The organism is Pradoshia sp. Z3_51, from assembly GCF_058215915.1.
This window is the reverse complement of sequence record NZ_JBZAJC010000003.1, coordinates 447,041-472,163: the sequence shown is the minus strand read 5'-3', so window position 1 is coordinate 472,163 and position 25,123 is coordinate 447,041. Positions and strand designations below refer to the sequence as shown.

Annotated in this window: 24 protein-coding genes and 4 tRNA genes; 17 read left to right on the top strand and 11 right to left on the bottom strand. The window is 37.7% G+C overall.

Features of this window, described 5'->3' with window-relative positions; translation table 11 throughout:
• Position 1 precedes the first annotated feature (1 nt).
• The 9 genes from AC4BHA_RS09405 (at position 2) to AC4BHA_RS09365 (ending at position 9,604) form a co-directional block, all read left to right on the top strand.
• A tRNA-Trp gene (locus AC4BHA_RS09405) sits at positions 2-75 on the top strand.
• Between the two features lie 91 nt (positions 76-166).
• Positions 167-240, top strand: a tRNA-Gly gene (locus AC4BHA_RS09400).
• A gap of 89 nt (positions 241-329) precedes the next feature.
• Positions 330-404 (top strand) — tRNA-Asn (locus AC4BHA_RS09395).
• A gap of 3 nt (positions 405-407) precedes the next feature.
• A tRNA-Glu gene (locus tag AC4BHA_RS09390) sits at positions 408-479 on the top strand.
• 1,157 nt (positions 480-1,636) lie between these two features.
• Positions 1,637-3,616 (top strand): 1,4-alpha-glucan branching protein GlgB, encoded by a 1,980-nt coding sequence (glgB, locus tag AC4BHA_RS09385; protein ID WP_066109235.1) that lies wholly within the window; start codon positions 1,637-1,639, stop codon positions 3,614-3,616.
• On the top strand, positions 3,558-4,712 hold the full coding sequence (locus AC4BHA_RS09380) for a glucose-1-phosphate adenylyltransferase (RefSeq protein ID WP_066109232.1): 1,155 nt from the start codon (positions 3,558-3,560) through the stop codon (positions 4,710-4,712). The genes glgB and AC4BHA_RS09380 overlap by 59 nt, the downstream gene beginning before the upstream one ends.
• 22 nt (positions 4,713-4,734) lie before the next feature.
• Positions 4,735-5,763, top strand: coding sequence for a GlgC family sugar phosphate nucleotidyltransferase (locus tag AC4BHA_RS09375; protein WP_066109229.1), 1,029 nt, complete (start codon positions 4,735-4,737; stop codon positions 5,761-5,763).
• A complete protein-coding gene (gene glgA, locus AC4BHA_RS09370; protein ID WP_490558475.1) occupies positions 5,760-7,187 on the top strand; it encodes a glycogen synthase GlgA in 1,428 nt (475 codons plus the stop codon). Before AC4BHA_RS09375 ends, glgA begins: the two co-directional genes overlap by 4 nt.
• 5 nt (positions 7,188-7,192) lie before the next feature.
• Positions 7,193-9,604 carry a glycogen/starch/alpha-glucan phosphorylase gene (locus AC4BHA_RS09365; protein ID WP_490558474.1) on the top strand — a complete coding sequence of 804 codons (2,412 nt, stop codon included), beginning with the start codon at positions 7,193-7,195 and terminating at the stop codon, positions 9,602-9,604.
• A 228-nt stretch (positions 9,605-9,832) separates the two neighbouring features.
• On the opposite strand, the gene AC4BHA_RS09360 is transcribed toward AC4BHA_RS09365, so the two are convergent.
• Both AC4BHA_RS09360 and AC4BHA_RS09355 read right to left on the bottom strand, forming a co-directional pair.
• Entirely contained in the window at positions 9,833-10,582 is a 750-nt protein-coding gene (locus AC4BHA_RS09360; RefSeq protein ID WP_066109223.1) for a TraR/DksA C4-type zinc finger protein, read from the bottom strand.
• A 136-nt stretch (positions 10,583-10,718) separates the two neighbouring features.
• Entirely contained in the window at positions 10,719-11,654 is a 936-nt protein-coding gene (locus AC4BHA_RS09355; protein ID WP_066109220.1) for a 1,4-dihydroxy-2-naphthoate polyprenyltransferase, read from the bottom strand.
• Positions 11,655-12,128: 474 nt separating this feature from the next.
• Between AC4BHA_RS09355 and AC4BHA_RS09350 the strand changes: the two genes are divergently transcribed.
• The 6 genes from AC4BHA_RS09350 (at position 12,129) to AC4BHA_RS09325 (ending at position 18,747) form a co-directional block, all read left to right on the top strand.
• Positions 12,129-13,538, top strand: a complete 1,410-nt coding sequence (locus AC4BHA_RS09350; RefSeq protein WP_066109218.1) for an isochorismate synthase — start codon at positions 12,129-12,131, stop codon at positions 13,536-13,538.
• A complete protein-coding gene (gene menD / locus AC4BHA_RS09345) occupies positions 13,535-15,292 on the top strand; it encodes a 2-succinyl-5-enolpyruvyl-6-hydroxy-3-cyclohexene-1-carboxylic-acid synthase (RefSeq protein WP_066109215.1) in 1,758 nt (585 codons plus the stop codon). The genes AC4BHA_RS09350 and menD overlap by 4 nt, the downstream gene beginning before the upstream one ends.
• Before the next feature lie 4 nt (positions 15,293-15,296).
• A complete protein-coding gene (gene menH / locus AC4BHA_RS09340; RefSeq protein WP_139892836.1) occupies positions 15,297-16,106 on the top strand; it encodes a 2-succinyl-6-hydroxy-2,4-cyclohexadiene-1-carboxylate synthase in 810 nt (269 codons plus the stop codon).
• A gap of 2 nt (positions 16,107-16,108) precedes the next feature.
• Positions 16,109-16,927, top strand: coding sequence for a 1,4-dihydroxy-2-naphthoyl-CoA synthase (menB, locus tag AC4BHA_RS09335; protein WP_066109208.1), 819 nt, complete (start codon positions 16,109-16,111; stop codon positions 16,925-16,927).
• Between the two features lie 160 nt (positions 16,928-17,087).
• Entirely contained in the window at positions 17,088-18,530 is a 1,443-nt protein-coding gene (locus AC4BHA_RS09330; RefSeq protein ID WP_066109274.1) for an o-succinylbenzoate--CoA ligase, read from the top strand.
• An 85-nt stretch (positions 18,531-18,615) separates the two neighbouring features.
• A complete protein-coding gene (locus AC4BHA_RS09325; RefSeq protein WP_257469186.1) occupies positions 18,616-18,747 on the top strand; it encodes a hypothetical protein in 132 nt (43 codons plus the stop codon).
• A 33-nt stretch (positions 18,748-18,780) separates the two neighbouring features.
• Here the strand turns inward: AC4BHA_RS09325 and AC4BHA_RS09320 are convergent, their stop codons facing one another.
• The 4 genes from AC4BHA_RS09320 to yidD form a co-directional block, all read right to left on the bottom strand.
• Entirely contained in the window at positions 18,781-18,984 is a 204-nt protein-coding gene (locus AC4BHA_RS09320) for a hypothetical protein (protein WP_490558473.1), read from the bottom strand.
• Positions 18,985-19,001: 17 nt separating this feature from the next.
• Entirely contained in the window at positions 19,002-19,163 is a 162-nt protein-coding gene (locus tag AC4BHA_RS09315; protein ID WP_077248189.1) for a DUF1540 domain-containing protein, read from the bottom strand.
• A 108-nt stretch (positions 19,164-19,271) separates the two neighbouring features.
• Positions 19,272-20,231: a metal ABC transporter solute-binding protein, Zn/Mn family gene (locus AC4BHA_RS09310; RefSeq protein ID WP_066109202.1), complete on the bottom strand. Its 960-nt coding sequence runs from the start codon at positions 20,229-20,231 to the stop codon at positions 19,272-19,274.
• Positions 20,232-20,340: 109 nt separating this feature from the next.
• On the bottom strand, positions 20,341-20,574 hold the full coding sequence (gene yidD, locus AC4BHA_RS09305; RefSeq protein ID WP_066109201.1) for a membrane protein insertion efficiency factor YidD: 234 nt from the start codon (positions 20,572-20,574) through the stop codon (positions 20,341-20,343).
• Between the two features lie 136 nt (positions 20,575-20,710).
• On the opposite strand from yidD, the gene AC4BHA_RS09300 reads away from it, so the two are divergent.
• The gene (locus AC4BHA_RS09300; RefSeq protein WP_066109199.1) at positions 20,711-21,184 is read left to right on the top strand and encodes an S-ribosylhomocysteine lyase; all 474 of its coding nucleotides are present in this window, start codon (positions 20,711-20,713) and stop codon (positions 21,182-21,184) included.
• A 43-nt stretch (positions 21,185-21,227) separates the two neighbouring features.
• On the opposite strand, the gene ytzI is transcribed toward AC4BHA_RS09300, so the two are convergent.
• Positions 21,228-21,401 (bottom strand): YtzI protein, encoded by a 174-nt coding sequence (ytzI, locus tag AC4BHA_RS09295; protein ID WP_139063879.1) that lies wholly within the window; start codon positions 21,399-21,401, stop codon positions 21,228-21,230.
• A 156-nt stretch (positions 21,402-21,557) separates the two neighbouring features.
• Positions 21,558-21,800: a DUF6154 family protein gene (locus AC4BHA_RS09290; protein ID WP_066109196.1), complete on the bottom strand. Its 243-nt coding sequence runs from the start codon at positions 21,798-21,800 to the stop codon at positions 21,558-21,560.
• A gap of 245 nt (positions 21,801-22,045) precedes the next feature.
• On the opposite strand from AC4BHA_RS09290, the gene ytkD reads away from it, so the two are divergent.
• A complete protein-coding gene (ytkD, locus tag AC4BHA_RS09285; protein WP_066109192.1) occupies positions 22,046-22,519 on the top strand; it encodes an RNA deprotection pyrophosphohydrolase in 474 nt (157 codons plus the stop codon).
• Here ytkD and AC4BHA_RS09280 read toward each other — a convergent pair.
• The 3 genes from AC4BHA_RS09280 to AC4BHA_RS09270 are packed head-to-tail and all read right to left on the bottom strand — an operon-like array spanning position 22,514 to position 25,081.
• Complete coding sequence (locus tag AC4BHA_RS09280) at positions 22,514-23,329, bottom strand: ABC transporter permease (protein ID WP_066109189.1); 816 nt, start codon at positions 23,327-23,329, stop codon at positions 22,514-22,516. The two genes, ytkD and AC4BHA_RS09280, sit on opposite strands and share 6 nt — an antisense overlap.
• Positions 23,319-24,086, bottom strand: a complete 768-nt coding sequence (locus AC4BHA_RS09275; protein WP_066109186.1) for an ABC transporter ATP-binding protein — start codon at positions 24,084-24,086, stop codon at positions 23,319-23,321. Before AC4BHA_RS09275 ends, AC4BHA_RS09280 begins: the two co-directional genes overlap by 11 nt.
• Before the next feature lie 20 nt (positions 24,087-24,106).
• On the bottom strand, positions 24,107-25,081 hold the full coding sequence (locus AC4BHA_RS09270) for an ABC transporter substrate-binding protein (protein WP_066109273.1): 975 nt from the start codon (positions 25,079-25,081) through the stop codon (positions 24,107-24,109).
• Between the last annotated feature and the right edge of the window lie 42 nt (positions 25,082-25,123).

Here is a 25,123-nt window from a genome sequence, read left to right as displayed (position 1 = left end):
TAGGGGCATAGTTTAAAGGTAGAACAGAGGTCTCCAAAACCTCCAGTGTGGGTTCAATTCCTACTGCCCCTGCCAATTAATATGGCGATTGTGGCGAAGTCGGTTAACCCATCGGATTGTGGTTCCGACATTCCTGGGTTCGATTTTCATCAGCCATCCCATAGATGCGGGTGTAGTTTAGTGGTAAAACCTCAGCCTTCCAAGCTGATGATGAGGGTTCGATTCCCTTCACCCGCTCCAAAAATATTATAATGGGCCTATAGCTAAGCTGGTTAGAGCACACGCCTGATAAGTATCAGGTCGATAGTTTGAGTCGCCCATACTATTATTCCGCAGTAGCTCAGTGGTAGAGCACTCGGCTGTTAACCGAGCGGTCGTAGGTTCGAATCCTACCTGCGGAGCCATTTGGCCCCTTGGTCAAGCGGTTAAGACACCGCCCTTTCACGGCGGTAACACGGGTTCGAATCCCGTAGGGGTCATAAAAACCATGTACATGATGTACATGGTTTTTTTATATATTATTTAAATAAATGAAATCTTAATTATTAAAACATAACTGCCAAAAGAGCTCAGTCCGTCAATACATTGTCTCCTAAACGCCTTATAAGAAGGCAAAGGTAAAATTCTAATAACGGTTAAAGTCTAAAATAGAACGAGAATAAAGCCGAACTGATCATCAAGTACTTTTAAGAGGAATACCAAGTAAAATTTTATGATTTCTTTAGTAAGGATTATATCAACCAAATTGAAAATCTACTTCTACCTGTAATTTGAATAGATGTGTGAGTCAATTCTTGAATTGTTTTCCTATTTGGGAATTGGGAAAATATTGCTATAAGCCCTTCTCATTTTGCCCTATACTAATTTTACTGTTCGAACCTCCACTCCACCTAAATTAAGTATTAAATTCTGCTATTAAATATGCCTCACGATAAACCTTCATATGATCCATATATCAACATAAATAAGCAATTGAAGCTCGCATAGACATCTTCTTATAGTTTTCTGAGAGGGTATCATTTATTTAAGTCTTGCTTTAATCAGTAGATCCGTGAGACAATGGAAAGTAATTGTAAAGGTTTGTATTTAAAAAATTTCACGGATAATGTTCTCCTATAGAGAATATACTAATTCTTAAATCCTCAATCGATTATAAAGAAGCCCTCAGAAGAATTAACTCAACACAATCATCCTTTCCTCGATTGTATTTCCTAAAGTTCTATGTTGAAAGATATATTATATGCCAAAGTATCTAAGTTCCCTTTTTGGTCTTGAATTATGAGAATATTTTGTTTACTATAGATAAATACTATAATAAACAAATAATTTAATATTTTCTTACACAACTTTATTAAGTAAACATTTTAATTAATTAACTCGTTCTTGAATGGTTAGACCACTTCATTGATACTTTTCTCAATATAATGAAGTATTTAACATAAAAATAATAGTATTTAAGTTTCTATACACTATATTTTGGATATATTATACTGATGCCTGTTAATTTATCTTACTAATTCCAAAAAGTAGTGAAAAAGAGCTTTTGAGAGCTAAATTAACAATTTTTGCATTTGATTTAGTTACAGAATAAGTAGTTTAATTAGTATATTGAGAAAATTCTAGAAAGGGTGATAATATGCCTAATGCTATCCCAACAGACTATCAGGTCCATTTGTTTCATGAAGGCTCTCTTTATGATGCATATAAACTGTTCGGTTCCCATTTGATAAAGGTAAATGATGATATACATACAAGGTTTACAGTATATGCACCAAACGCCCGTCAGATACGCTTGGTGGGTTCTTTTAATAATTGGAATGGTAACGGTTATGAATTAAAAAGAGTTTCTGAACAGGGTATTTGGACGCTTCTGGTAGATAAAAACCTGGACGGACATATATACAAATATGAAATTGAAGCAGCATCTGGAGCCATAGCTCTAAAGAGTGATCCGTATGCCTTCTATTCAGAAATAAGGCCTCATACGGCATCTGTCGTATATCCTATAGATGATTCATATAAATGGAATGATGCGTCTTGGCTTAAGAAAAAAACAAAGAAACAACAAGATGAGAACCCCATGTTTATTTATGAAATTCATGCAGGAACATGGAGAAAACATATCCAGGAAGGCCAAGTGTCTATACCGAGCGATGAATGCAAGATTGAGGAATTTTATACATACCGTGACCTGGCTGATGAACTCATCCCCTATGTAGTTGAACAGGGCTTTACACATATTGAGCTAATGCCACTAACTGAACATCCGTTTGACGGATCATGGGGCTATCAGAGTACAGGTTATTATTCACCAACAAGCCGATATGGCAGGCCTGAAGACTTGAAATATTTTATCGATCAATGTCATCAGCATAACATAGGTGTATTGCTTGATTGGGTACCTGGTCACTATTGTAAAGATGCTCATGGTTTATTTATGTTTGATGGATCACCTGTTTATGAATACTCTGATCTCAAACACAGAGAGAATCCAGTATGGGGAACAGCAAATTTTGACTTGGGCAAACCAGAAGTTCATAGTTTTTTAATATCCAACGCAAGATATTGGATGAAGTATTTTCACATAGATGGATTTAGAGTGGATGCTGTCGCAAATATCATTTATTGGCCCAATACATATAGTGGTGACGTTAATCCACATGCTATAGATTTTTTACAGAAACTTAACCAAGTTGTAAAAGAATCCGATCCTACAGTTCTTATGATGGCTGAAGACTCAACTGATTGGCCTAACGTAACTAAGCCAGCTAGTGAGGGAGGTTTAGGATTTACATATAAGTGGAATATGGGTTGGATGAACGATATTTTAGAGTACATGGAATCAGATCCGTGTTCTCGAAAGGATCTTCATAATAAAGTAACATTCTCCTTAATGTATGCTTATACGGAACGGTTTATTTTACCTTTGTCACATGATGAAGTGGTCCACGGTAAAAAATCTCTTCTTGATAAAATGCCAGGAAGCTACGAAGAAAAATTTTCTCAGTTGAAATTACTCATGGGATTTATGACAACCCACCCGGGGAAAAAATTATTATTTATGGGTGGAGAGCTGGGGATGTTCTCAGAATGGAAGGATAAAGAACAGGTTGATTGGCATCTACTAAATTATGATTCTCATCAAACATTAAATCATTTCTTTGCAGACTTACTAAAGTTTTACAAACGGTCAAAGCCGTTATATGAGTTAGATGATTATCCTGAAGGATTTGAGTGGATTGATGTTCATAACACCGATCAGTCCATATTCTCATTTATTCGTCGTGATCGAGAAGGAAATCCATTGATAGTACTGTGTAATTTCAAAAATATATCTTATGAAGAATATAAAGTTGGAGTACCTGATAAACAGGAGTACAAAGAGGTCATAAATAGTGATGCTGTCCAATATGGTGGAAGCGATCATGTTAATAAAAAGAAAATCATCGCAGAAGAAGGTTCTTTTCATGGGAGACCATATCACGTAAAGATTAAGGTACCTCCATTTGGAATTACTGTACTGCGTCCCATTAAAAAACGGAAGGAGTTAAATAAAAATGGCAAAGAAAAAAATAGTCGCAATGCTACTGGCAGGAGGACAAGGAACAAGGCTTGAGGCTTTGACAGCTGATGTTGCAAAACCGGCAGTCCCATTTGGCGGTAAATATAGAATTATAGATTTTACATTAAGTAACTGTACGAACTCTGGAATAGATACGGTAGGGGTATTAACGCAATACCAGCCGTTATTGCTTAATTCCTATCTTTCTAACGGAAGTGCCTGGGATCTCGATTTAAAAGATGGCGGAGTAACTGTATTACCTCCGTATTCTGCTTCAAAGGAAATGAGATGGTATACGGGTACAGCAAGTGCGGTTTACCAAAACTTAAACTATATCGATCAATATGATCCGGATTATGTGATTGTTCTCTCAGGAGATCACATTTACAAAATGGATTATGATAAAATGTTGAGCTTCCATGAGGAAAGAGGAGCAGATGCGACTATCTCTGTTATTCCTGTTCCTTGGGATGAAGCAAGCAGATTTGGAATCATGAACACCAGAGAAGATTATTCTGTAATGGAATTTGAAGAGAAACCGAAAAATCCGAAAAATAATTTAGCCTCTATGGGTATCTATATATTTAATCGTAAAGTTCTAAAAGACTATTTGATAAAAGATGCTAAAAATGAAGATTCAACAAGGGATTTTGGTAAGGATATCATACCTTTATTATTAAATGATGATAAAAAGGTATATGCTTATCCATTTGAAGGATATTGGAAAGATGTTGGTACACTGAAAAGTTATTGGGAAGCTAATATGGATTTACTGGATGAAGAGTGTGAATTAAATCTTTATGACTATTCATGGCGCATTTATTCAGTTAATCCGAACAGACCACCACAATATCTATCTAACAAAGCAGAGGTTAAAGAATCACTGATTAACGAAGGATGTATAGTTGAAGGTAAGGTGGAAAAATCAGTCGTTTTCTATGGAGCACAGATTGGCAAAGACGCACATGTTAAAGATTCTGTAATCATGTCAGATGCCGTTATCGGAAAGAATGTCTATATTGAAAAGGCTATTATTCCTCCAGGTGCTGTTATACCGGATAACCAGGTGATCAGACCTATTGATGATGAAGATGTTATATTGGTTAATCCTGAACTGTTAACAGAAGAAAATGTTATAAAATTATCTTGATATAGTGAAAGGCGTTGAAAATATGAGTAAATCACTATTAGGTATTATAGATGCCACGAATAGTTTTGAATCACTGGATATTTTAACAAAAAGTCGGAATGTTGCAGCATTACCAATAGCTGGTCGTTTCCGTTTAATAGATTTTATTCTTTCAAGCATGGTTAATTCGGGAATATCTAATGTAGCTGTTTATCCACAAGCACATTTCAGATCGTTAATGGACCATTTGGGAACAGGTAAGAACTGGGATTTGAATAGAAAAAGAGATGGACTATTCTTCCTCCCGGTGCCTCATACAGAAGATGTATCTGGTGAGGTTCATGCGTTTGATCACTTTGCTTATCATATGACCTATCTTGAAAGAAGTAAACAGGAGTATGTGATTGTTGCTAACAGTCAAACCGTTTGCAATATCGATTTTAATGCTGTTCTTAAATATCATATACAAAACAAATGTGATATTACGGAAATCAAAAAAGATAAAGAATCACTTGAAATGTTCATCCTTAAAAAAGAACTGCTTGTTAAATTAATTGACGAGCGGAAACAAACTGGGTACAAATGTTTAAAGGATGTTGTGGAAGATCATTATTCCGACTTCGCTATCTGTGTTTATCAGTATGAAGGTTATCTGGCGAATATCAATTCTATTAATGCCTATTTTCAATCAAGTATAGATCTTCTTAAAGAAGAAAATTGGAGTCAGTTATTCATGAAGGAATGTCCTATCTATACAAAAGTTAAGGATGAGCCTCCATCCAAGTATAGTGAGAAGTCTCATGTAAGCCAATCAATGGTTGCCAACGGCTCTATCATAAAAGGTGAAGTAGAGCACAGTATCATCTTTAGGGCCGTTAATATTGATGAAGGTACTTCCATTAAAAATTCCATTATCATGCAAAAAACAAAAATCGGTAAGAATTGCAAACTCGATTATGTAATCCTCGATAAGGATGTAGAAATTGCTGATGGAACAGTTCTGATTGGGTCTCCATTCCAACCAATTGTTATTCAAAAAGGTGTAAAACAAGGAGCGTTGATGAACTCGTGAATGTATTATTTGTAGTATCTGAATGTGTACCCTTTGCTAAATCTGGAGGGCTGGCTGACGTAGCCGGCTCTCTTCCTAAAGAATTAAAAAAGTTAGGTCATGAGGTAAGAGTGTTGCTTCCTAAGTATGGGACGATACCTACTCATTTTTTTAATTCAGCGAAAAAAATTGCTGAATTTGAAGTTCAGTTAAGCTGGAGAAGACAGTATTGCGGTATTTTTGAAGCTGAATATGATGGTGTCATTTATTACTTTATGGATAATGAATATTATTTCCATAGACCAAAACTTTATGAGCAATTTGACGATGGTGAACGTTTTGCTTATTTCTGTAAAGCGGCTGTTGAAGCACTTTATCATATTCCATTTTTACCGGATGTTATTCATACACATGATTGGCATACGGGAATGATTCCATTCTTATTGAAAACTCAGCACCAGAATACGAAATTAGCAAACATCAAAAATATATTTACAATTCATAATTTGCAATTCCAAGGCATTTATGGAAAAAGTTTTCTTGATGATGTACTGGGGATTCATGATGACTACTTTAACCAGTTGGAATTTGACGGGAACGTCAACTTTATGAAATCAGCACTGGTTTATGCAGATGCAATAACTACTGTCAGCCCTACTTATAAAGAGGAGATTAAAACTGACTATTACGGTGAGCGTCTGAATGGATTGCTTCAGGCAAGAGACTCAGATTTATATGGGATTTTAAATGGAATTGACAATGACTTATATAATCCAAAAAAAGATGCTGCGATTGCCAGCGAGTTTTCAGTCAATTCTCTGAAAGGCAAAAAAGCGAATAAACGTTATCTCCAGGAGTATTTCAATTTACCGGTAGATGATAGCAAGCCACTGATTGCCGTTGTATCGCGTTTAACCTCTCAGAAAGGCTTTGATCTGGTTAGAGCTGTATTCCATGAGATTCTGCAGGAAGATATCCAAATGATCATGCTGGGTACAGGCGATCCGCAATTCGAGCATTTCTTTGGTTATACGTCCCAATGGTATCAGGATAAATTAAGGGTTCATATTGGTTTTAATGAAGATTTAGCCCATCAAATATATGCTGGAGCTGATTTGTTCCTTATGCCTTCTAAATTTGAACCTTGCGGATTAAGCCAATTAATAGCAATGAGATATGGTACATTGCCGATTGTTAGGGAAACAGGTGGTCTGCGAGATACTATACAGCCATATAATGAATTTACTGGCGAGGGCAATGGTTTTTCATTTACTAACTTTAATGCTCATGACATGCTTTATACAATACGTCGGGCATTATCTTTTTATCATAATCCATCTGAGTGGAAAAAGATTGTTAAGAACTCGATGAAGAAGGATTATAGCTGGGCACGTTCAGCAGCAGAGTATGAGGTTTTGTATAAAGACTTGACTGAGAGGATCTGATTTAGATGTTTGATAATAAAGAACTGTTTAAGGAAGCCTTTATATCTAAGCTTGAAATGTCTTATGGAAAAACATTTTCAGAATCGACTCCGCAGGAGCAATATCATACTTTAGGAATTATGATTCGTGAATATATAAGTAAGAATTGGATTAAAACCAATCAATTATATAGAGAAACGAAGACAAAGCAGGTCTACTATTTATCAATTGAATTTTTACTCGGTAGAATTATGGGGAGTAATGTCTTAAATCTTGGCATACAAAAAGTAGTGGAAGACGGGCTTGAGGATTTAGGGATTAGCTTTTCGGAGCTGGAAACACTTGAGCCGGATTCTGCGCTCGGTAATGGTGGGTTAGGCCGATTAGCTGCTTGTTTCATGGATTCCATTGCTTCTTTGGAATTGCCTGGTCATGGATGTGGTATTCGCTATAAATATGGTTTATTTGAGCAAAAAATCATTGATGGCGTACAAGTTGAATATCCAGAGCAATGGCTTCAAAATGGACATGTATGGGAGGTTCGAAAAGCCGATCAGGCAGTAATGGTACCTTTTTGGGGAGAAGTACAATCCTATACAGATTCTGATGGCCGTTTAGGTTTCCGTCATATTGATACAGAGCCAATAATGGCTGTACCTTATGACATACCGGTTGTTGGCTATCAGAATGAAACGGTGAATACACTCAGATTGTGGAATGCTGAGCCTGCCCCGGCTCCTTATCATCGCGATATTATGCGTTACAAGCGTGATACAGAATTGGTATCAGAATTTCTTTATCCGGATGATACAGAAGACAGCGGGAAAATTCTGCGTTTAAAACAACAGTATTTCCTTGTCTCAGCCAGTTTGCATACCATATTAAAGACATACCGCAAAAAGAATATTCCTATGAGCAAATTGCATGAATACGTATCAATACATATAAATGATACTCACCCTGTTCTGGCCATCCCGGAATTAATGAGGATCTTATTGGATGAAGAAAAAATGTCATGGGAAGAAGCATGGGAAGTAACCACGAAAACGATATCTTATACGAATCATACGACGCTTTCTGAGGCATTGGAAAAATGGTCAATTCGTTTATTCCAACCATTATTGCCAAGGATCTTTATGATTGTGAATGAGATTAACGAGCGGTTCTGTCAGCAATTATGGGAGCTGTATCCGGGTGAGTGGCAAAGAATAGAGGATATGGCTATCATTGCTCATGATCAGGTTAAAATGGCCCATCTGGCTATTGCAGGCAGCCATAGTATAAACGGAGTAGCCCATCTGCATACTGAGATTCTCAAGAAGAGAGAAATGAACAATTTCTATCAGGTTTTTCCTGAAAAGTTTAATAATAAAACCAATGGTATTACTCATCGCAGATGGTTATTGAAATCCAATCCAGGACTTTCCCGTTTAATTTCGCAAGCAATCGGCGATAAATGGCAAATTGATCCGGTATATATGAAGGAATTGGAGCGGTTTAGTACGGATTCTTCCTTTTTAGAAGAGCTAATGAAAGTGAAAGCAGACAATAAGAAAAAGCTGGCTAAGCGGATTAAAGAACAAAATGGTATAATCGTTAATCCAGATAGTATTTTTGATGTCCAGGTCAAACGTTTGCACGCGTATAAACGCCAATTGCTAAATGTTCTTCACATTATGTATTTATACAATCGAATGAAGGAAGAGCCAAATTTCAAGCCATATCCGCGTACCTTTATATTTGGAGCTAAAGCATCCCCAGGATACTACTATGCCAAAAAAATTATTAAATTGATTAACACCGTGGCGGATAAAGTAAATAATGATCCGGACACAAAAGATTATATAAAGGTCGTATTTCTCGAAAATTATCGGGTATCTCTGGCTGAAGAAATATTCCCTGCAGCTGAATTAAGTGAACAAATTTCGACTGCAAGTAAAGAAGCATCAGGAACAGGTAATATGAAATTTATGATGAATGGTGCTTTGACCATCGGTACAATGGATGGGGCTAATGTAGAAATCTTTGAGAGAGTCGGAGAAGAACATATCTTTACATTCGGATTATCGTCAGAGGAAGTTATGAATTACAACGCACATGGAGGTTATCACTCCTCAGAATATTATATGCTTGATCGAAGAATTCATCAGGCTGTAAACCAATTAATTAATGGATTCTTCCCGAATACATCTGGAATGTTTGATATGATATATGATTCTCTGCTATTAGAAAATGATCAATATTTTGTATTAAGGGATTTTGGTTCCTATGCAAGTACACAGGAAAAGGTAGAGGCATCTTATCAAGACAAAAAGAAATGGAACTCATCAAGTGTAATAAATATTGCTAATTCAGGATTTTTCTCAAGTGACCGAACAATTCAGGAATATGCAACAGACATCTGGAACGTAAACCCTATAAATCAAAGAAACAAATAAATTATGTAAAATAGATAAAGGCAATCTATATTCCATTGATTAAAGGAATATAGGTTGCCTTTTTACCATGTGTAATGTTTTGAATATGTAGAAGCTACTTTTTGTCATATGTAACTGTTATGAACTATTAATTAGATAATTATCAAATGAAAAACAGCTCACTGGAACTTCTTGAAAGGTTATAGTTATATATAGCAGCAAAGAAAAAAGGACAGCCAATAGGCTGCCTTATTTGTTCTTGTTGTCCACATAACTATCTCTTTTTCGGTAAGGAATATCTCCTAAATTTGACTCTAGGTTTTCATCTTCCAGGCGTTCTTCATAATCGGTTTTTGCATCGCTTTGATATACTTTACGTTCTCCGTCTGGACCATTACCAACGAATGACTCAACTTCATCTGCAAAACCTTCATCCTCTGTTTGATCTGGATAAAGATCTTCATATCCTTTTGCATCTCTAACCATATCGGATGGAGTTTCCGAGGTTCCGTATTGGGCGGCTTCTTGATAACTGTCTGTGTAGTCTTCTATTCGATGATCATATGTTCTTTGAAGGGAATCTGGCTTTGGTGGCTGAATGACATCTTCCTCAATTGGACGGTGATTGCTTAATTCCTGTTTTTTTGAATGCTCGATACAATAGAGAGTGGATGGAATGGCCTCAAGTCTTTCGTATGGAATATCCTTTCCGCACTCTTTACATACACCGTATGTGCCTTCTTCTATTGCAGACAACGCTGTTTCAATTTCATTCAATTGCTCTTCTTCATGTATTTCCAGAGCCACATCTTTTTCACGCTCAAATAATTCTGTACCGAGATCGCCAGGATGATTATCATAGGATGATAGTTCTCCGGATGCTTCACGTTCACTTAGGTCGAGTCGGCTGTTTCTTTTTGTATTTAATTTGCTTTGAAATTCTTCTTTTTGTTCTTTTAATCTATCTGTTATAGCTTGAAGTTGATTTTTACTTAGCATGCTACCACTTCCTTAACTGTAATAAGTAACTTGTATTGTTACATTTACCCCATCACACAGTAGAAAAACATTTAAGAGAAATAGCAAGATTAGAGCAGAAAAAAATAAGCCTCTACTAAGAGGCTTATTAAAAGATTTAGAAGAAGAATCCAATATACATACCAAATGCAAATAAAAGACCATAGAAAGTGTTCGTTTGGCCTGTTGCTTTCATGGCAGGCATCATTTCCGGTGGAGTATCATTGCCAACAAATCCTTTCACGGCTTGTACCGCTTTTGGAATGCTCAATAGCACAAGTAATGTCCAAGGAGAAGTAATACCTGAGAACACTAGTACGAATGCCCATACATAGGAGAGAGCAAACATGGCTGCCAGTACGATAATGGCATTTTTCTTGCCAATGAGGATTGCCAATGTTTTTCGGCCGCCCTTTTTATCCCCGACTCTGTCGCGAATATTATTTGATAACAAAATAGCACCCACAGTCAAAAAGAATGGGACAGTTACGAGCCATGCATCTAATGTCACATTTCCAGTTTGAATAAAATAAGAAATCAAGATAATTAGGCAGCCCATAAAGAAACCGGATGTAATCTCGCCAAATGGGGTATAGGCTATTGGGAGCGGTCCACCAGTATATAAGTATCCCATTGACATTGATAATAATCCGATGAGTACCAACCACCAGCTGCTATTTGCGCATATATAAACACCTATCAGTGCTGATATACCATACAGAACGAGTGCTAATGTAAGAATCGACTTTGGTGATAAACCCTCATGTACGATTCCGCCACCAATCCCAATGGATTCCTCATTATCGAGTCCCTTTTTGAAATCATAATATTCATTAAATAGGTTCGTGGCAATTTGGATAAGCAGTGCGGCAGCCATCATAGCCACAAATAACCCGATATTCAGCGAAGGTATATGTTCATGAGCCAGCGCTGTTCCAACCAACACAGGTGTAAAACCAGCTGTTAATGTGTGTGGCCTGGTTAATTTCCACCAAACCCGCCAACTTTTTCTGGGTAATCCTGTCTTCGCAGGAGTATGCGAGTGATCTTGCATTTTGTTAATCCCCTTTACGTTATAAGTTACTAGCGAATAGTGGTAAATCAATATGTTAAACTATTAGTATAAAATATAATATTTTAAGAGTTCTACAACTCATATCATTCCCACTATTATTACTATACTAAATCAGTGTAGGTAAATGTTATAGTAAGTGTCAATACATTTATCCTCTATAGTAGACCTGTTAGAAAGTCATAATGGTTCAGGCTTTAAGAAAAAGATATTATAATAGTAAGGATCCGTATTAATAGGGAAAATAAGTATGATGGTTTGTTTATTGGAATAAACTGCATTCTTGTGGATAGAAGATACCATACAGGGAGCAAGCGGAATGGAATCGCTATCAAATGATGATGAGAATATAAGCTTTAAAATGAAAATTAAGAAACTACAAAAATTGACAGCTTAATTTCTACAGGTGTATCTTTAAATAGGTTTATTGGAAATAGGAGCAACGGAGGGATTTGAATGGCAATAAAGCAAATGACAGATATTCAACAGGAATTGACTGAAGCCTTACATACAGTAAAAAGGATTGCTATGCCAATCTTATTCAGTCATGTTGAGGCCGTTACCAATAAGAAACCGATCGATATCTATCAATCAAGTGAGTGTTTATATAAAGGTGAGCGATTTTACTGGAAAGATCCGGATAATGAATTGTATTTAGCCGGGATTGGAACAGCACGTAAGCTACAATCTCTTACTAATGGAGAAAAACGTTTTAAAGATATTAAGGATAAATGGACTGCCCTAATGGAGTCAGCCATTGTGAATGGGGTTAACTCTGGAAAAGGCACAGGACCTTTATGCTTTGGCGGTTTTTCCTTTAACTCTAAAAATACAGAGCCGGGTTCCAATTGGAGCCAATTTGGCAGTTATTTATTTTATATACCTAAGTTTTTAATTACAGAAACAAATCATGGTTCATACTTAACTTCCTCTATATATTTGACTCCTCATATGTCAGATAAAGAGGTACGCCAATTTATCGAAGATAGAGATGCTTTTTTGTCTATGTCTGATTCTGGCCAAAAAGAAATGCCAGCTATCATAGAACGGCAAGAACATATTGTGGAAGAGTGGAAACAGGCTATACTAAAATCTGTCGAGGATATCCGAAACGGACAGATGGAGAAAATCGTCCTGGCCCGTGAATTAAGTTTGCAATTTGAAGATGAAGTTCCATCTTATAAAGTACTTGAGAATTTAATGATTCAGCAAAACGGAAGCTTTATTTTTGGGCTTGAATCAGGGGATGATTGTTTTATAGGTGCTTCTCCGGAAAGGCTGATTAAAAAAGAGGGGCCGGCTGTATTTTCTGCATGTTTGGCAGGGTCAACGCCAAGAAATGAAGATGAAGAAATTGATTCAGCCCTAGGAAATGAATTATTAAATGATGATAAAAATCGATCCGAGCATCAGTTTGTGGTCAATATGATTAAAGAGGCGATGGAAGAGCATTGCATCGAGATTAATATTCCTGATGCTCCCGTATTAATGAAGCTAAAAAATATACAGCATCTTTATACACCGGTAAATTGTGTGAGTCTGCCCGGCACTTCTGTTTTGGACTTTGTGGAATTGCTTCATCCAACACCTGCTTTGGGAGGTTCGCCAAGAAATATTGCTATGGAGAAAATAGAAAAATATGAAGGTATGGATAGAGGATTTTATGCTGCTCCAATAGGGTGGATGGATATATACGGAAACGGTGACTTTTCTGTAGGAATCCGCTCAGGTTTATTAAAGAAGGATAAAGCATCTCTATATGCGGGCTGTGGGATTGTAGAAAAATCAAATCCCGAAAGTGAATATATGGAGACAAAAGTGAAATTTAAACCCATGCTTTCTGCTTTGGAGGGAAGGAATATATGAATCACCAAGAAGAGCTAACTGCTTTTATAGCATCCTTTGTAGATGAACTAGCCCGAGCGGAAGTGAATGATGTTGTCATTAGTCCGGGATCCAGATCTACACCAATCGCCTATTGTATGGCTGAACATCCGGATATGAATGTTCATATTAATATCGATGAAAGATCGGCCGCCTTTTTTGCGCTTGGGATGGCTAAGGAAAAGAGAAAGCCTGTCGCTTTGTTATGTACATCAGGTACAGCGGCTGCAAACTACTTTCCTGCTATCGTAGAGGCCTATTATTCAAGAGTGCCATTAATTGTTCTTACTGCTGACCGTCCGCATGAATTACGAGATGTTGGAGCACCACAGGCCATCGACCAAATAAACCTTTATGGGAAGCATGTGAAATGGTTTGTAGAAATGTCTCTGCCTGATTCCGGAGAAATGATGCTCCAGTATGCACGCACTGTAGCAAGCAGAGCCATCAGTAATACAATTCTGGAGCCTGCCGGACCTGTTCATGTTAATTTCCCTTTACGAGAGCCACTCATTCCAATCTTAAGCGAAATGGAAAAGTGGATTCGTAGAACGGACCATTCAAATGCGTGTATCGATATTGCACATGGACACCGTAAGCTGGCTGATTCTCAGTTGAATACATATCTTCGTTTAATTAAGGAAAGCGAAAAAGGGATTATTATTTGCGGTCCTATTGACCAACCTGATTTTAAGGAAGCTGTTTTGAATTTCGCTGAAGCAACGGGATATCCGATTCTTGCTGATCCTTTATCGCAATTAAGGGCAGGTGGAAATCAGCACGTAATTGAAACCTATGATACTTTTCTGAAGGAAGAAGCAATACACGGGAAAATTACACCAGATTTAATTATTCGGTTTGGTGCAATGCCAGTTTCTAAACCAGTATTGCAATTTGTGAAAAAGTGTAAACAGACAAATCATATTGTAGTAGATGGGGGCAGCGGCTGGAGAGAGCCAGCGGGAGTAAGTACCCATATGGTTTATTGTGATGAGGCCGCTTTCTGTCACTCGGTTAGAGAAAATCTTACTGTACATGCAAATACAGAAAGAAGAGATTGGCTTTCTCTTTGGCAAGGAATGAATGAAGTGGCGAAAGAAGGGCTGCTGACTATACAGGATGAAACAGGGATGCAGGAAGGTAAATTATTTTCTCTATTGGAAAGTTTACTTCCGGAAAAAGCTAACTTAGTAGTTGGCAATAGCATGCCTATTCGAAACGTAGATTCATTTTTCTTTCAAACAACTAAGCAGATTAGGATATTGGCAAACAGGGGAGCTAACGGGATAGATGGCCTTATCTCAACTGCTGCAGGAATCAGCGCTTCCTCTGAAATACCAACTGTACTGGCACTTGGAGACCTCAGCTTATTTCATGATATGAATGGTTTCCTGGCAGCTAAAATGTATCAATTAAAGCTTCTGGTTTTGGTTGTGAATAATGATGGCGGTGGAATCTTTTCTTACCTGCCTCAGTCTGCTGAAGAAAAACATTTTGAAGAGCTTTTTGGTACGCCTCATGGCTTACACTTTAATCATACAGCTGCTTTGTATGGAGCAAACTATAAAAATCCGGAAACTTGGGAAGAAGTGACTGATTCCATTCAGGACTGGGTAGCCAATCCGGATTTCTGTATTGTTGAAGTTTGTACAAGTCGTTCCTATGATGTGAAAAGATACAGGGAAGTCGTTCAGCATGTTTCCCGGGAAATAAGAATGATGAATGATGGCGAATAAACTCATGTTATCCATTAATGGAGTAAAGTATCACGTGCAATTGCAAGGAGTAGGACAGCCTGTACTTCTTTTGCATGGATTTACGGGTTCCATGAATACGTGGAATACATTTATTCAGGATTACAAACATTGTTTTCAGTTTATCAGTCTGGATCTATTAGGGCATGGTCTGACAGAAGCGCCTATTGATCCTGATAGATATGAAATGCAAAAGGCTGCTAAAGATATTAAGGACATTTTAATCGCTTTAAATATCCAAAGTGCACATATTCTTGGTTATTCGATGGGAGGGAGACTGGCATTGGGGTTTGCTGTTTTATATCCTGAATTTGTTCGGACTCTCATTTTAGAAAGCTCATCACCAGGCCTGGAACATGAAGGCGAACGACTGTCGAGGGCACATAGTGATGCACAATTGGCAGAACGTATCAGAGAATATGGGATAGATAGTTTTGTAGATGATTGGGAGAAGATTCCGTTATTTGCTTCACAAGAAAGACTGTCGAATGGCAAGAAAGCAGAAATTAGGCAGGAGAGAGTATCCCATACCAGTATTGGCTTGCAAAATAGTTTAATGGGAATGGGTACAGGCTCACAGCCCTCATTTTGGAGTGAATTAAAGGAGTTGGATTTTCCCGTTTTATTGCTCGCGGGAGCATTGGATAAAAAGTTCGTTCAATTGGCCTTAAAAATGCAGAATTGCCTTAATAGATGCCAATTTGAAACAATAAATGACACTGGCCATGCAATACACGTGGAAGAACCCAAAATATTTGGTAGAATAGTAAGTGAGTTTATTAGAGGGAGGAATTAGAAATGGCTTTTGATTGGGTAACCATTCGTACATATGAAGATATTTTATATGAAAGATATAACGGTATTGCTAAAATTACCATCAACCGTCCAGAGGTACGCAATGCATTTCGTCCAAAAACAGTAATGGAATTGATTGATGCTTTTTCCCGTGCCAGGGATGATAAAGAAATAGGTGCTATTATTTTAACAGGCGCAGGTGACATGGCATTCTGTTCTGGCGGTGACCAAAAGGTTCGCGGTCATGGCGGATATGTGGGTGAAGACGAAATTCCTCGTCTGAATGTTCTTGATCTTCAACGCTTGATCCGTGTTATTCCAAAACCTGTTGTGGCAATGGTAGCAGGCTATGCTATTGGCGGAGGTCACGTACTGCATGTTGTATGTGATTTAACAATTGCTGCTGAAAATGCACGTTTTGGCCAAACCGGTCCTAAGGTTGGAAGCTTTGATGCAGGTTATGGTGCAGGATATTTAGCTCGAATCGTAGGCCATAAGAAAGCAAAAGAAATTTGGTTCTTGTGCCGTCAATATGATGCGCAGGAAGCACTTGATATGGGCTTGGTAAACAAAGTAGTTCCATTGGAGCAACTTGAAAAAGAAACGGTGCAATGGTGCGAGGAAATGCTTGAAAAGAGCCCAACTGCCCTTCGTTTCCTAAAAGCAGCTTTCAATGCGGATACAGATGGACTGGCTGGACTTCAGCAGTTGGCAGGCGATGCAACATTGCTTTATTATACAACAGATGAAGCCAAAGAAGGCCGCGATGCTTTTAAAGAAAAGCGCAATCCAGACTTTGACCAATTCCCACGATTCCCTTAATGGAGAACGAAAAACAGCTTGACGCCTACCGTCAGGCTGTTTTTATGTACATGTAAGTATCAGTTAGAGTGATAGAGGTTAATTTGTATTTGTACTTAAAAACGCTTTGATGGTCAGAGAGATCATGAAGGAGTTCAGAGGGAAGGTTGAAAAGATGTTGATGCATGATACGGTTGTTCCGCAGTTTTTGATTCAACGGGCGTATGTGACTCCGGAGCGTACGGCTCTTTCATTTGAGGGAGAGAAGTGGACGTTTAGAGAGTTATATGAAATGGCCCATTTATACGCTCAAAAATTGACGGAGTTGGGTGTTGCGGAAGGTCATGTAATTGGAATTAACATGAAGAATCGGCCGGAGATGGTCTTTACGATACATGCTCTTCTCCTGATTGGCGCCAAAATTGTCCTATTGAATACTCGTTTAACAGATCGGGAAAAAGAGTGGCAATTAGAAGATGCTCAGGCTGATTTTCTCATATCAGAAAACGAAATGTTACTGGATATTTCCGTGCTAAGGCTGGAACAATTAGAGAAGGCTAAGGCAAAGTCATTTGAAGAAAAGAAGAACTTATCGTTTAATCAAACGGCAACTATTATGTACACATCAGGTACGACTGGTAAGCCTAAGGCCGTTCAGCAAACGATGGGAAACCATTATTGGAGTGCGATTGGGTCTGCTCTAAATTTAGGGTTGCGCGATGATGATAAATGGCTTTGCTTTATGCCGCTATTCCATATAAGTGGTTTATCTATCCTTTTAAGATCAGTCATTTATGGGATAGAGACTGTTTTGCAAAGAGGATTCGACCCTGTACAAGCAAATGAAGCTATTTGGAAAGAGAAGATTACGATTTGCTCGGTTGTGACGAATACTTTGACAAGAATGCTTGAAGATTTAGGAGAAAGGACATACCCTGAGGAATTTCGCTGTATGCTGTTAGGGGGCGGCTCAGCACCTATGGCGTTGTTGAAAAAGGCTACGGATAAAAACACACCTGTCTTTCAAACATATGGTATGACAGAAACATGCTCTCAAATCGTCACGCTGGCTCCTGAAGATGCAACGCGAAAACTGGGCTCTGCCGGTAAGCCATTATTGCCATGTGAGATAAAAATTATTGTGGATGGAAGGATTGCTGCAGTTGGTGTACCGGGAGAGATTGCAGTAAAAGGCCCAAATGTAACTCCGGGGTATCTTCATGGAAGGGCACCGGAATCTTTCCAGGATGGCTGGTTTTATACAGGTGATATCGGTTATATCGACGAGGAAGGGTATTTGTTTGTCATTGATAGACGCTCTGATTTAATTATTTCTGGTGGAGAAAACATTTATCCGGCTGAAATAGAATCCGTTTTGATGGAGCATCCTTTCGTAAAAGAAGCGGGAGTCATTGGTCTTAGCGATGATGAATGGGGAGCCGTTCCAGCAGCCGTAATAGTCCCCCATCCAGCGAGCCATTTACAACAGACAGAGATCATCGAATTTTGTGAATCCAGGCTGGCGCGATATAAAATTCCTAAAAAAGTAGTGATGGGTAAGGAGTTACCCCGTAATGCTTCAAACAAAATAGTGAGAAGAGAGTTAATTAATTTTTTTAGTTAATTCTGAATATTGGGTGTTGGACTTATTCAATTCGGCTATCAAATCCTGTATAATGGAAAAAAAGACATAAGAAGGCGGGGAAGAAATGGCTCGTTCGAAAAAACAATACTTGATTGCTGAGATCTTGTTGCGTCGCGGACTCCCATTATCAGTTATAACCGCAATAACAAATGTGGCAGAAAAAGAAGTTGTCGAATTAGTAAAGAAAAGTTACTAAGGGAAAAGCGCCTGGGTCACAGGGCGCTTTTCTTTATTGATTTATTTCTTCTTCCAGTAAACCTAATTCCAATCCCCGTTTAGCTATAAGCCGGTCTACTTCCTTCGGTAATTCATCAAGGGATCCGAATTCGGTACTCCAATAATTCGTAAAAGAGTCCACGCATATAGGAAATGTTAAGGAATTGGAATTTTGTAAATCCTCGTTAAAATTTCGGAGTATGTGATTGATATCCATTTATGACAGCCTTTCGTTTATAAAAAGTCAGCTGGGCGAAAGGTTTTGCATCCAGTATCGCCACTTTTATAAGCACGTTCCTCTGAATACATATTTACTTGAATTTTTTCTGCTGCACATTTATTCCCTTGTTTCCAAAAGTGGCAGGAATTCACAGAGCATTTAACACCATTTGGCATAAAAATCTCTCCTTTCTTTTGTTAGAATGCTTCTTTTCACCTCTTATATGTAAAGTAAATACAGGAAGAAAAAAGCCCGAATCCAAAAGAATTCGGGCTTTTACGTGATTAATCATTTAAAGCTTTTTGCAGTGAGTCTAAATTATCCTTCGCGATTGAAAAATAATCGCGTTCTGAATCAATATCATCCTGAGTCAGGATAGATAGATTATGAATAGGCAATGCAGTCAAATTAGCCTCTTTTTTAATAATATCCGTTAATTTACTATTTATATTCTGTTCAACTAAAATATATTTAAGTTGATGTTCCTTGGCAGTATCCACTAACTTCTCAAGTGATTTTTGAGTAGGCTCTTCGGATGTAGATATACCGGAGACGCTTATTTGATCTACATCATAACGTTCTTCCCAGTATCCAAACGCAGCATGAGAAACAAGGAATTCATCATGAGGTGCTTCGCTGAATACCTTTGTATATTCTGTATTTAACTCATCGAACTTTTTAGCCAGTGTTTCGTAATTTTCCTCGAAGGCACTTTTTTGTTCAGGCATTTTCTCAATCAGTGTGTCTTTAATATGTTCAGCCATTTCTTTTGCATATAGTGGATCTATCCATAAGTGCGGATCGACTGTACCATGATTATGGCCGTCGTCTTCGTGCTCATGATCTTCATGTTCGTGCTCTTCATGTCCATGAGTATCAAGATTTACTTTTTCACCAATAGCTATCATTTCCACATTTTCGTTTCCCAATGTTTTGGTCACGTTATTTACAAAGCCTTCTAAATTGTATCCAACGTAATAAAATAAATCAGACTCTGCGATATTGATAATATCCTTTTGTGTTGGTTCAAATGTATGTTCATCTACACCTGCCGGATAGATAGAAGATACATTTACATGTTCACCACCTATTTGCTCAGCCATATACTGTAATGGATAAACAGTTGTATAAATAGAAAGCTGGTTTTCATTTTTAGTATCAGCCGTGCTATTATCGCTGTTGCATCCGGAAAGAAAAATAGATGCACCAAGTATGAGTGCGAATATAAATGATATTTTTTTCAATGTAGTATCCTCCTGTTAATCGTATTCATTACGATTTGTTAAGCAAAAATATAAATCGAAAAGATTACGATTTGCATATCTAGTATGATACACGGCTTTTTCTTGTAAATCAAGAGTCTTTTTTTTCTTGTTTTTCAGGTACAGGATCAAACCCGCCGGCATGCAGTGGATGGCATTTAGAGATTCGTTTTATGGTTAGCCAGGTCCCCTTTACTGGTCCGAAACGCTCAATTGCTTCAAGGCCATATTGAGAACATGTTGGATAAAATCTACAACTTGGCGGCTTCATAGGTGAAATGGCCACTTGATAAAAACGGACTAGTTTTAGTAATATTTTTTTCATAATATGAACTTCCTTAATTAGAATGTTTAGATACAACCATATCATAATGCCTGAAAGGGCAAACTTCAAACTTTAGAGATGAAATATTGATGGAGAAAAGGTAAAATTAGTAATAAGTTTAAAAGGAGGTTTTATAATGCCATCTGTTGAAAGTTTTGATTTGGACCATAATGCTGTTAAGGCCCCGTATGTTCGTCATTGTGGTGTTCATAAAGTAGGAAGCGATGGAGTTGTTAACAAATTTGATATTCGTTTCTGCCAGCCAAATAAACAGGCCATGAAGCCAGATGCGATTCACACTTTAGAGCATCTGTTGGCGTTTAATATCAGGAAATATTCTGAGGGTTATTCTCACTTTGATATCATTGATATTTCACCCATGGGATGCCAAACTGGATTTTATTTGGTGGTCAGCGGTGAGCCAACTGTTGAAGAAATCATAGATGTGCTTGATAAAACCATGAAAGAAGCTGTTGAGATAACTGATATTCCTGCGGCTAACGAAAAACAATGCGGTCAAGCCAAGCTTCATGACCTTGAAGGTGCAAAAAAGTTGATGAGATTTTGGCTGACACAAAGCAAAGAAGATTTAAAACAAGTATTTGCATAAACAAAGTCGAATCCCCTTTTTATCTGGGGATTCTTTTTTGCGCTTATTCATGTGGTTCAGATGTGCGAACCTCTTCTTTACCACTCAAATGCGGATTTTGATCTAATGGATCAATAGTGTGCTTGTATTCGTATGCTTTTGTTGTGACAAGTGCAGTAACCCCTATTATTAGGACTATAATAATTGCCCCTATTATAAATATTCCTGTCATCCCCATATGCTTTCCCCCAGTCTTTATGACCTCTATTATATCATTGCTGTTACATAGAAATGACCTATATCTTACCATATCGTTTTTCGGGGTCTCTGTGAATTTATTTAAAAAACTAAAAAAACCTCCTATTTTTAGAAGGTTTCGCTATGTAATCCTATCTTAGTGCAAATATTTTGATACAGGCGGCTGTACATCATCATTTGCAAATCGCTTTTTAAGGCTATCAATTATGTATATCCCCATTAAATTATATAGCTCCCGATCTTCCAGTTCATTAATTAATTGCATAACATCCTTACGATCAAGCTGTTCTAAAACGGCTAAAGCCAAAATATCAATATCTTCATCATCGCCAGTTAGTTTATCTCGATACAATTGGTATAGTTCATCAATGAAATTCACTGCTAAGAACTCCTTTCAATTTTTAGATCACGATTCATATAGTAATTATTTACCCCAACCTTTATAAATGTACTCTACTTATATTGAAAATATTATTGATTCCATCCTTCATGACTATATTTGTTATATTTTTAAGAAAGTGTGTTGTAAAAGTAAGCTTCTAATTGATTTATTCCTTATAAATTATATAAGAGCCAGTTTTGCTATAATTGAAAGAAACAATTAAGAGAGAAGTGTAGAGATAGATGGACATATTTAAGGATATCCATGGAAATAATGTCTATTTTCATGATGAACAAGGTCAATTTGAAAAAGAAGCTCGTCATGTATTCGTCATATGCCGCTATAAAGGGAAATGGGTTCTTACCAACCATTCCAAAAGAGGGCTTGAATTTCCCGGAGGCAAGGTGGAAAACAATGAAACCCCTGTTCAGGCTGCCATACGTGAAGTATATGAGGAAACAGGGGGAGAAGCAAAGCAGTTAATTCCAATTGGCGAGTATAAAGTACTCGACCCAGCGGGTTCCTTTGTTAAAGCAGTATTTTATGCCGAGCTTACTGCCCTTACGAAGAAAGAAGATTATCTGGAAACAGAAGGGCCCGTTTTACTGTCAGAACTGCCACATGATTTTCAAACGAGCACCCAATATAGCTTCATTATGAAGGATCAGGTTGTTTTGAAATGTCTGGATAAAATAAGCCGGTTAAAATTTTTATGATAAGCGGTCGCGGATTAACTTAGCTTCAACAAACTCGACCATTTTATACATAATCGTTGCAAATACAGCTATAACGAGTAATGCCATTAAAACAAGGGTGAAATTAAATACCTGGAATCCATAAATGATTAGATAGCCAAGTCCTTGTGAAGAAACAAGAAATTCTCCAACTATGACACCAACCCAGGCTAAACCAACATTAACCTTTAGTGTCGATATAATGACTGGAAAGGAATACGGCAAGACAGCTTCCTTGAAGATGTGCATGCGGCGAGCATTAAACGTTTCCATTACCTTTATATAATTGGGATCGATTTCCTTGAAGCTCGTGTAGACGACTATAGTCGTAACGATAACTGAGATAATGATTCCATTGGTGATAATGGATATTAATCCAGGGCCCATCGCCACAATAATAATGGGTCCAAGGGCTACCTTAGGCATAGCATTGAAGATGACTAAATAGGGATCCAGGACCTTTGAAAGCATTGGAGACCACCACAAGGCAACAGCTAGCAGTGTCCCTAGTAGAGTGCCTAAAATAAAGCTGATGACTGTTTCGAACAAGGTAAGTCCGAGATGGCTGAGCAAACTGCCATCCTGTATTTTTTCAATCAGCATTTCAACGACATTGGAAGGTGAACTGAACAGGAGGGGATCTATCCAGTAAAAATGGCTGGCTATTTCCCAAAGAGCAAAAAATAAAACAAAGATAACACCCTGATACAGCCATACTTTATGCTGGTTGGTTTTTAATTGTTGGATATAGTTCTTGTGAAGGGTATTAATTTTAAGTTTATTATCCGTCAAGCTGCTCCATCTCCTTCCATATAAGCTGGAACACATCTGAAAAGGCTGGATGATTTCTTGCATTAAATGGGGATAGCCCTTTTAACTCGTTTGGAATATCAAATTCTTTGTGAATTTTTCCTGGTTTTGGAGAGAGGAGGAAGACACGATCACTCATGGCTACTGCTTCTCCTATATCGTGAGTAACTAAAATAGCCGTTTTTTTAAACGATTTTAATGTACTTGATACGATATCTTCAAGCTTTAGTTTGGTTTGTAAATCTAAAGCAGAAAAAGGTTCATCTAAGAGGAGCAGAGTAGGGTTAGTGGCCAAAGTTCTAACTAGGGCAACTCGTTGGCGCATTCCTCCTGATAGCTCCCTTGGAAATTTAGTCAATACATCCTTCAGGCCGATTTCTTCTAATAGTGATATGGTTTGTTCTTCGTGCTTTTGGTCGAGCTGCTTTAATAATTTTAATCCTATCAATATATTTTCTTTAATGGTCTTCCAGGGAAATAAATAATCCTGCTGCAGCATATATCCAATATCCTGGCGATGGATGAGGACATCCTTCCCGTATAGCTTAACACTTCCTTCGGTTGGCTTAAAAAGGCCAGATATAATGGATAGAAGGGTTGTTTTACCGCAGCCGCTTGGGCCAAGGAAGGAGATGAATTCTCCCTCCTCAATACTCATTGATATATTCTCTAAAGCAATTGATGTTTGCGATTTAGATAAATAGAGATGAGATACATTCTCTATCGACAATAAAGGCATAATCCCTGCCTCCTTAGCTCCTATTTTGAAACTTCTTCAGCGATTTCTGTATTTACGAGTGTTTTATGATCGATATAGGAATCGATTTCTCCTGCTTCTTTCATGATATCCTGCAGATTTAACCATTCTTCCTCATCAAGAATTGGATTTAAGGCAAAGGACTCCTGTGACTTGTAACGGTCAATGGCCATTTCAATAATCTCTACGTCTGTATCTTCAAAATATGGGAGAATAGCTTTTGCTACTTCAGCGGAATCTGTTTCTTCAACCCATTTTTGTGCTTTATAAATCGCTTTTGTAAAACGTTTAACGATATCTTCATTTTCCTTCATATAGCTTTCCTTTGCCATGAAGGTGGTGTATGGAACATGGCCGGATTCTTTTCCAAAGGAAGCGACAATATGTCCTTTTCCTTCTTTTTCAAAAACACTTGCCTGAGGTTCGAATAGCTGTACATAATCACCTGTTCCTGATGCAAAGGCATTGGCGACATTGGCAAAATCAATATTTTGAATTAATTTCAAATCCTTTTGAGGATCAATGCTGTGTTTTTTCAGTACAAACTCTCCAACCATTTGTGGCATACCGCCTTTCCTCTGTCCGAGAAATGTACTGCCCTTTAGCATGTTCCAGTTAAATTCCTCTATTTTTTCTCTGGATACAAGAAAAGTTCCATCTGTTTGAGTTAATTGGGCAAAATTAATAACAGGATCTCTTGAATTTTGTCCATGAACATAAATAGAAGTTTCTGAGCCAACAAGCACGATATCAGCTCCGCCTGATAGTAGAGCAGTCATTGTCTTATCACCGCCCCATGCAGTCTGCAGGTCTACATCAAGCCCTTCGTCCTTAAAAAATCCTTTGGCCAGGGCGACATATTCAGGTGCATAAAAAATAGAGCGTGTGACTTCTGCTACTTTGACTTTTGTCAATTCTTCAGTCGACTTATTTTCTTTACAGGCCGATAAACTAAAGATGAGCAGAATGGACAGCATACAGAAGAAGCTGGTTTTAAGATAATATTTCAAGGGAATTTC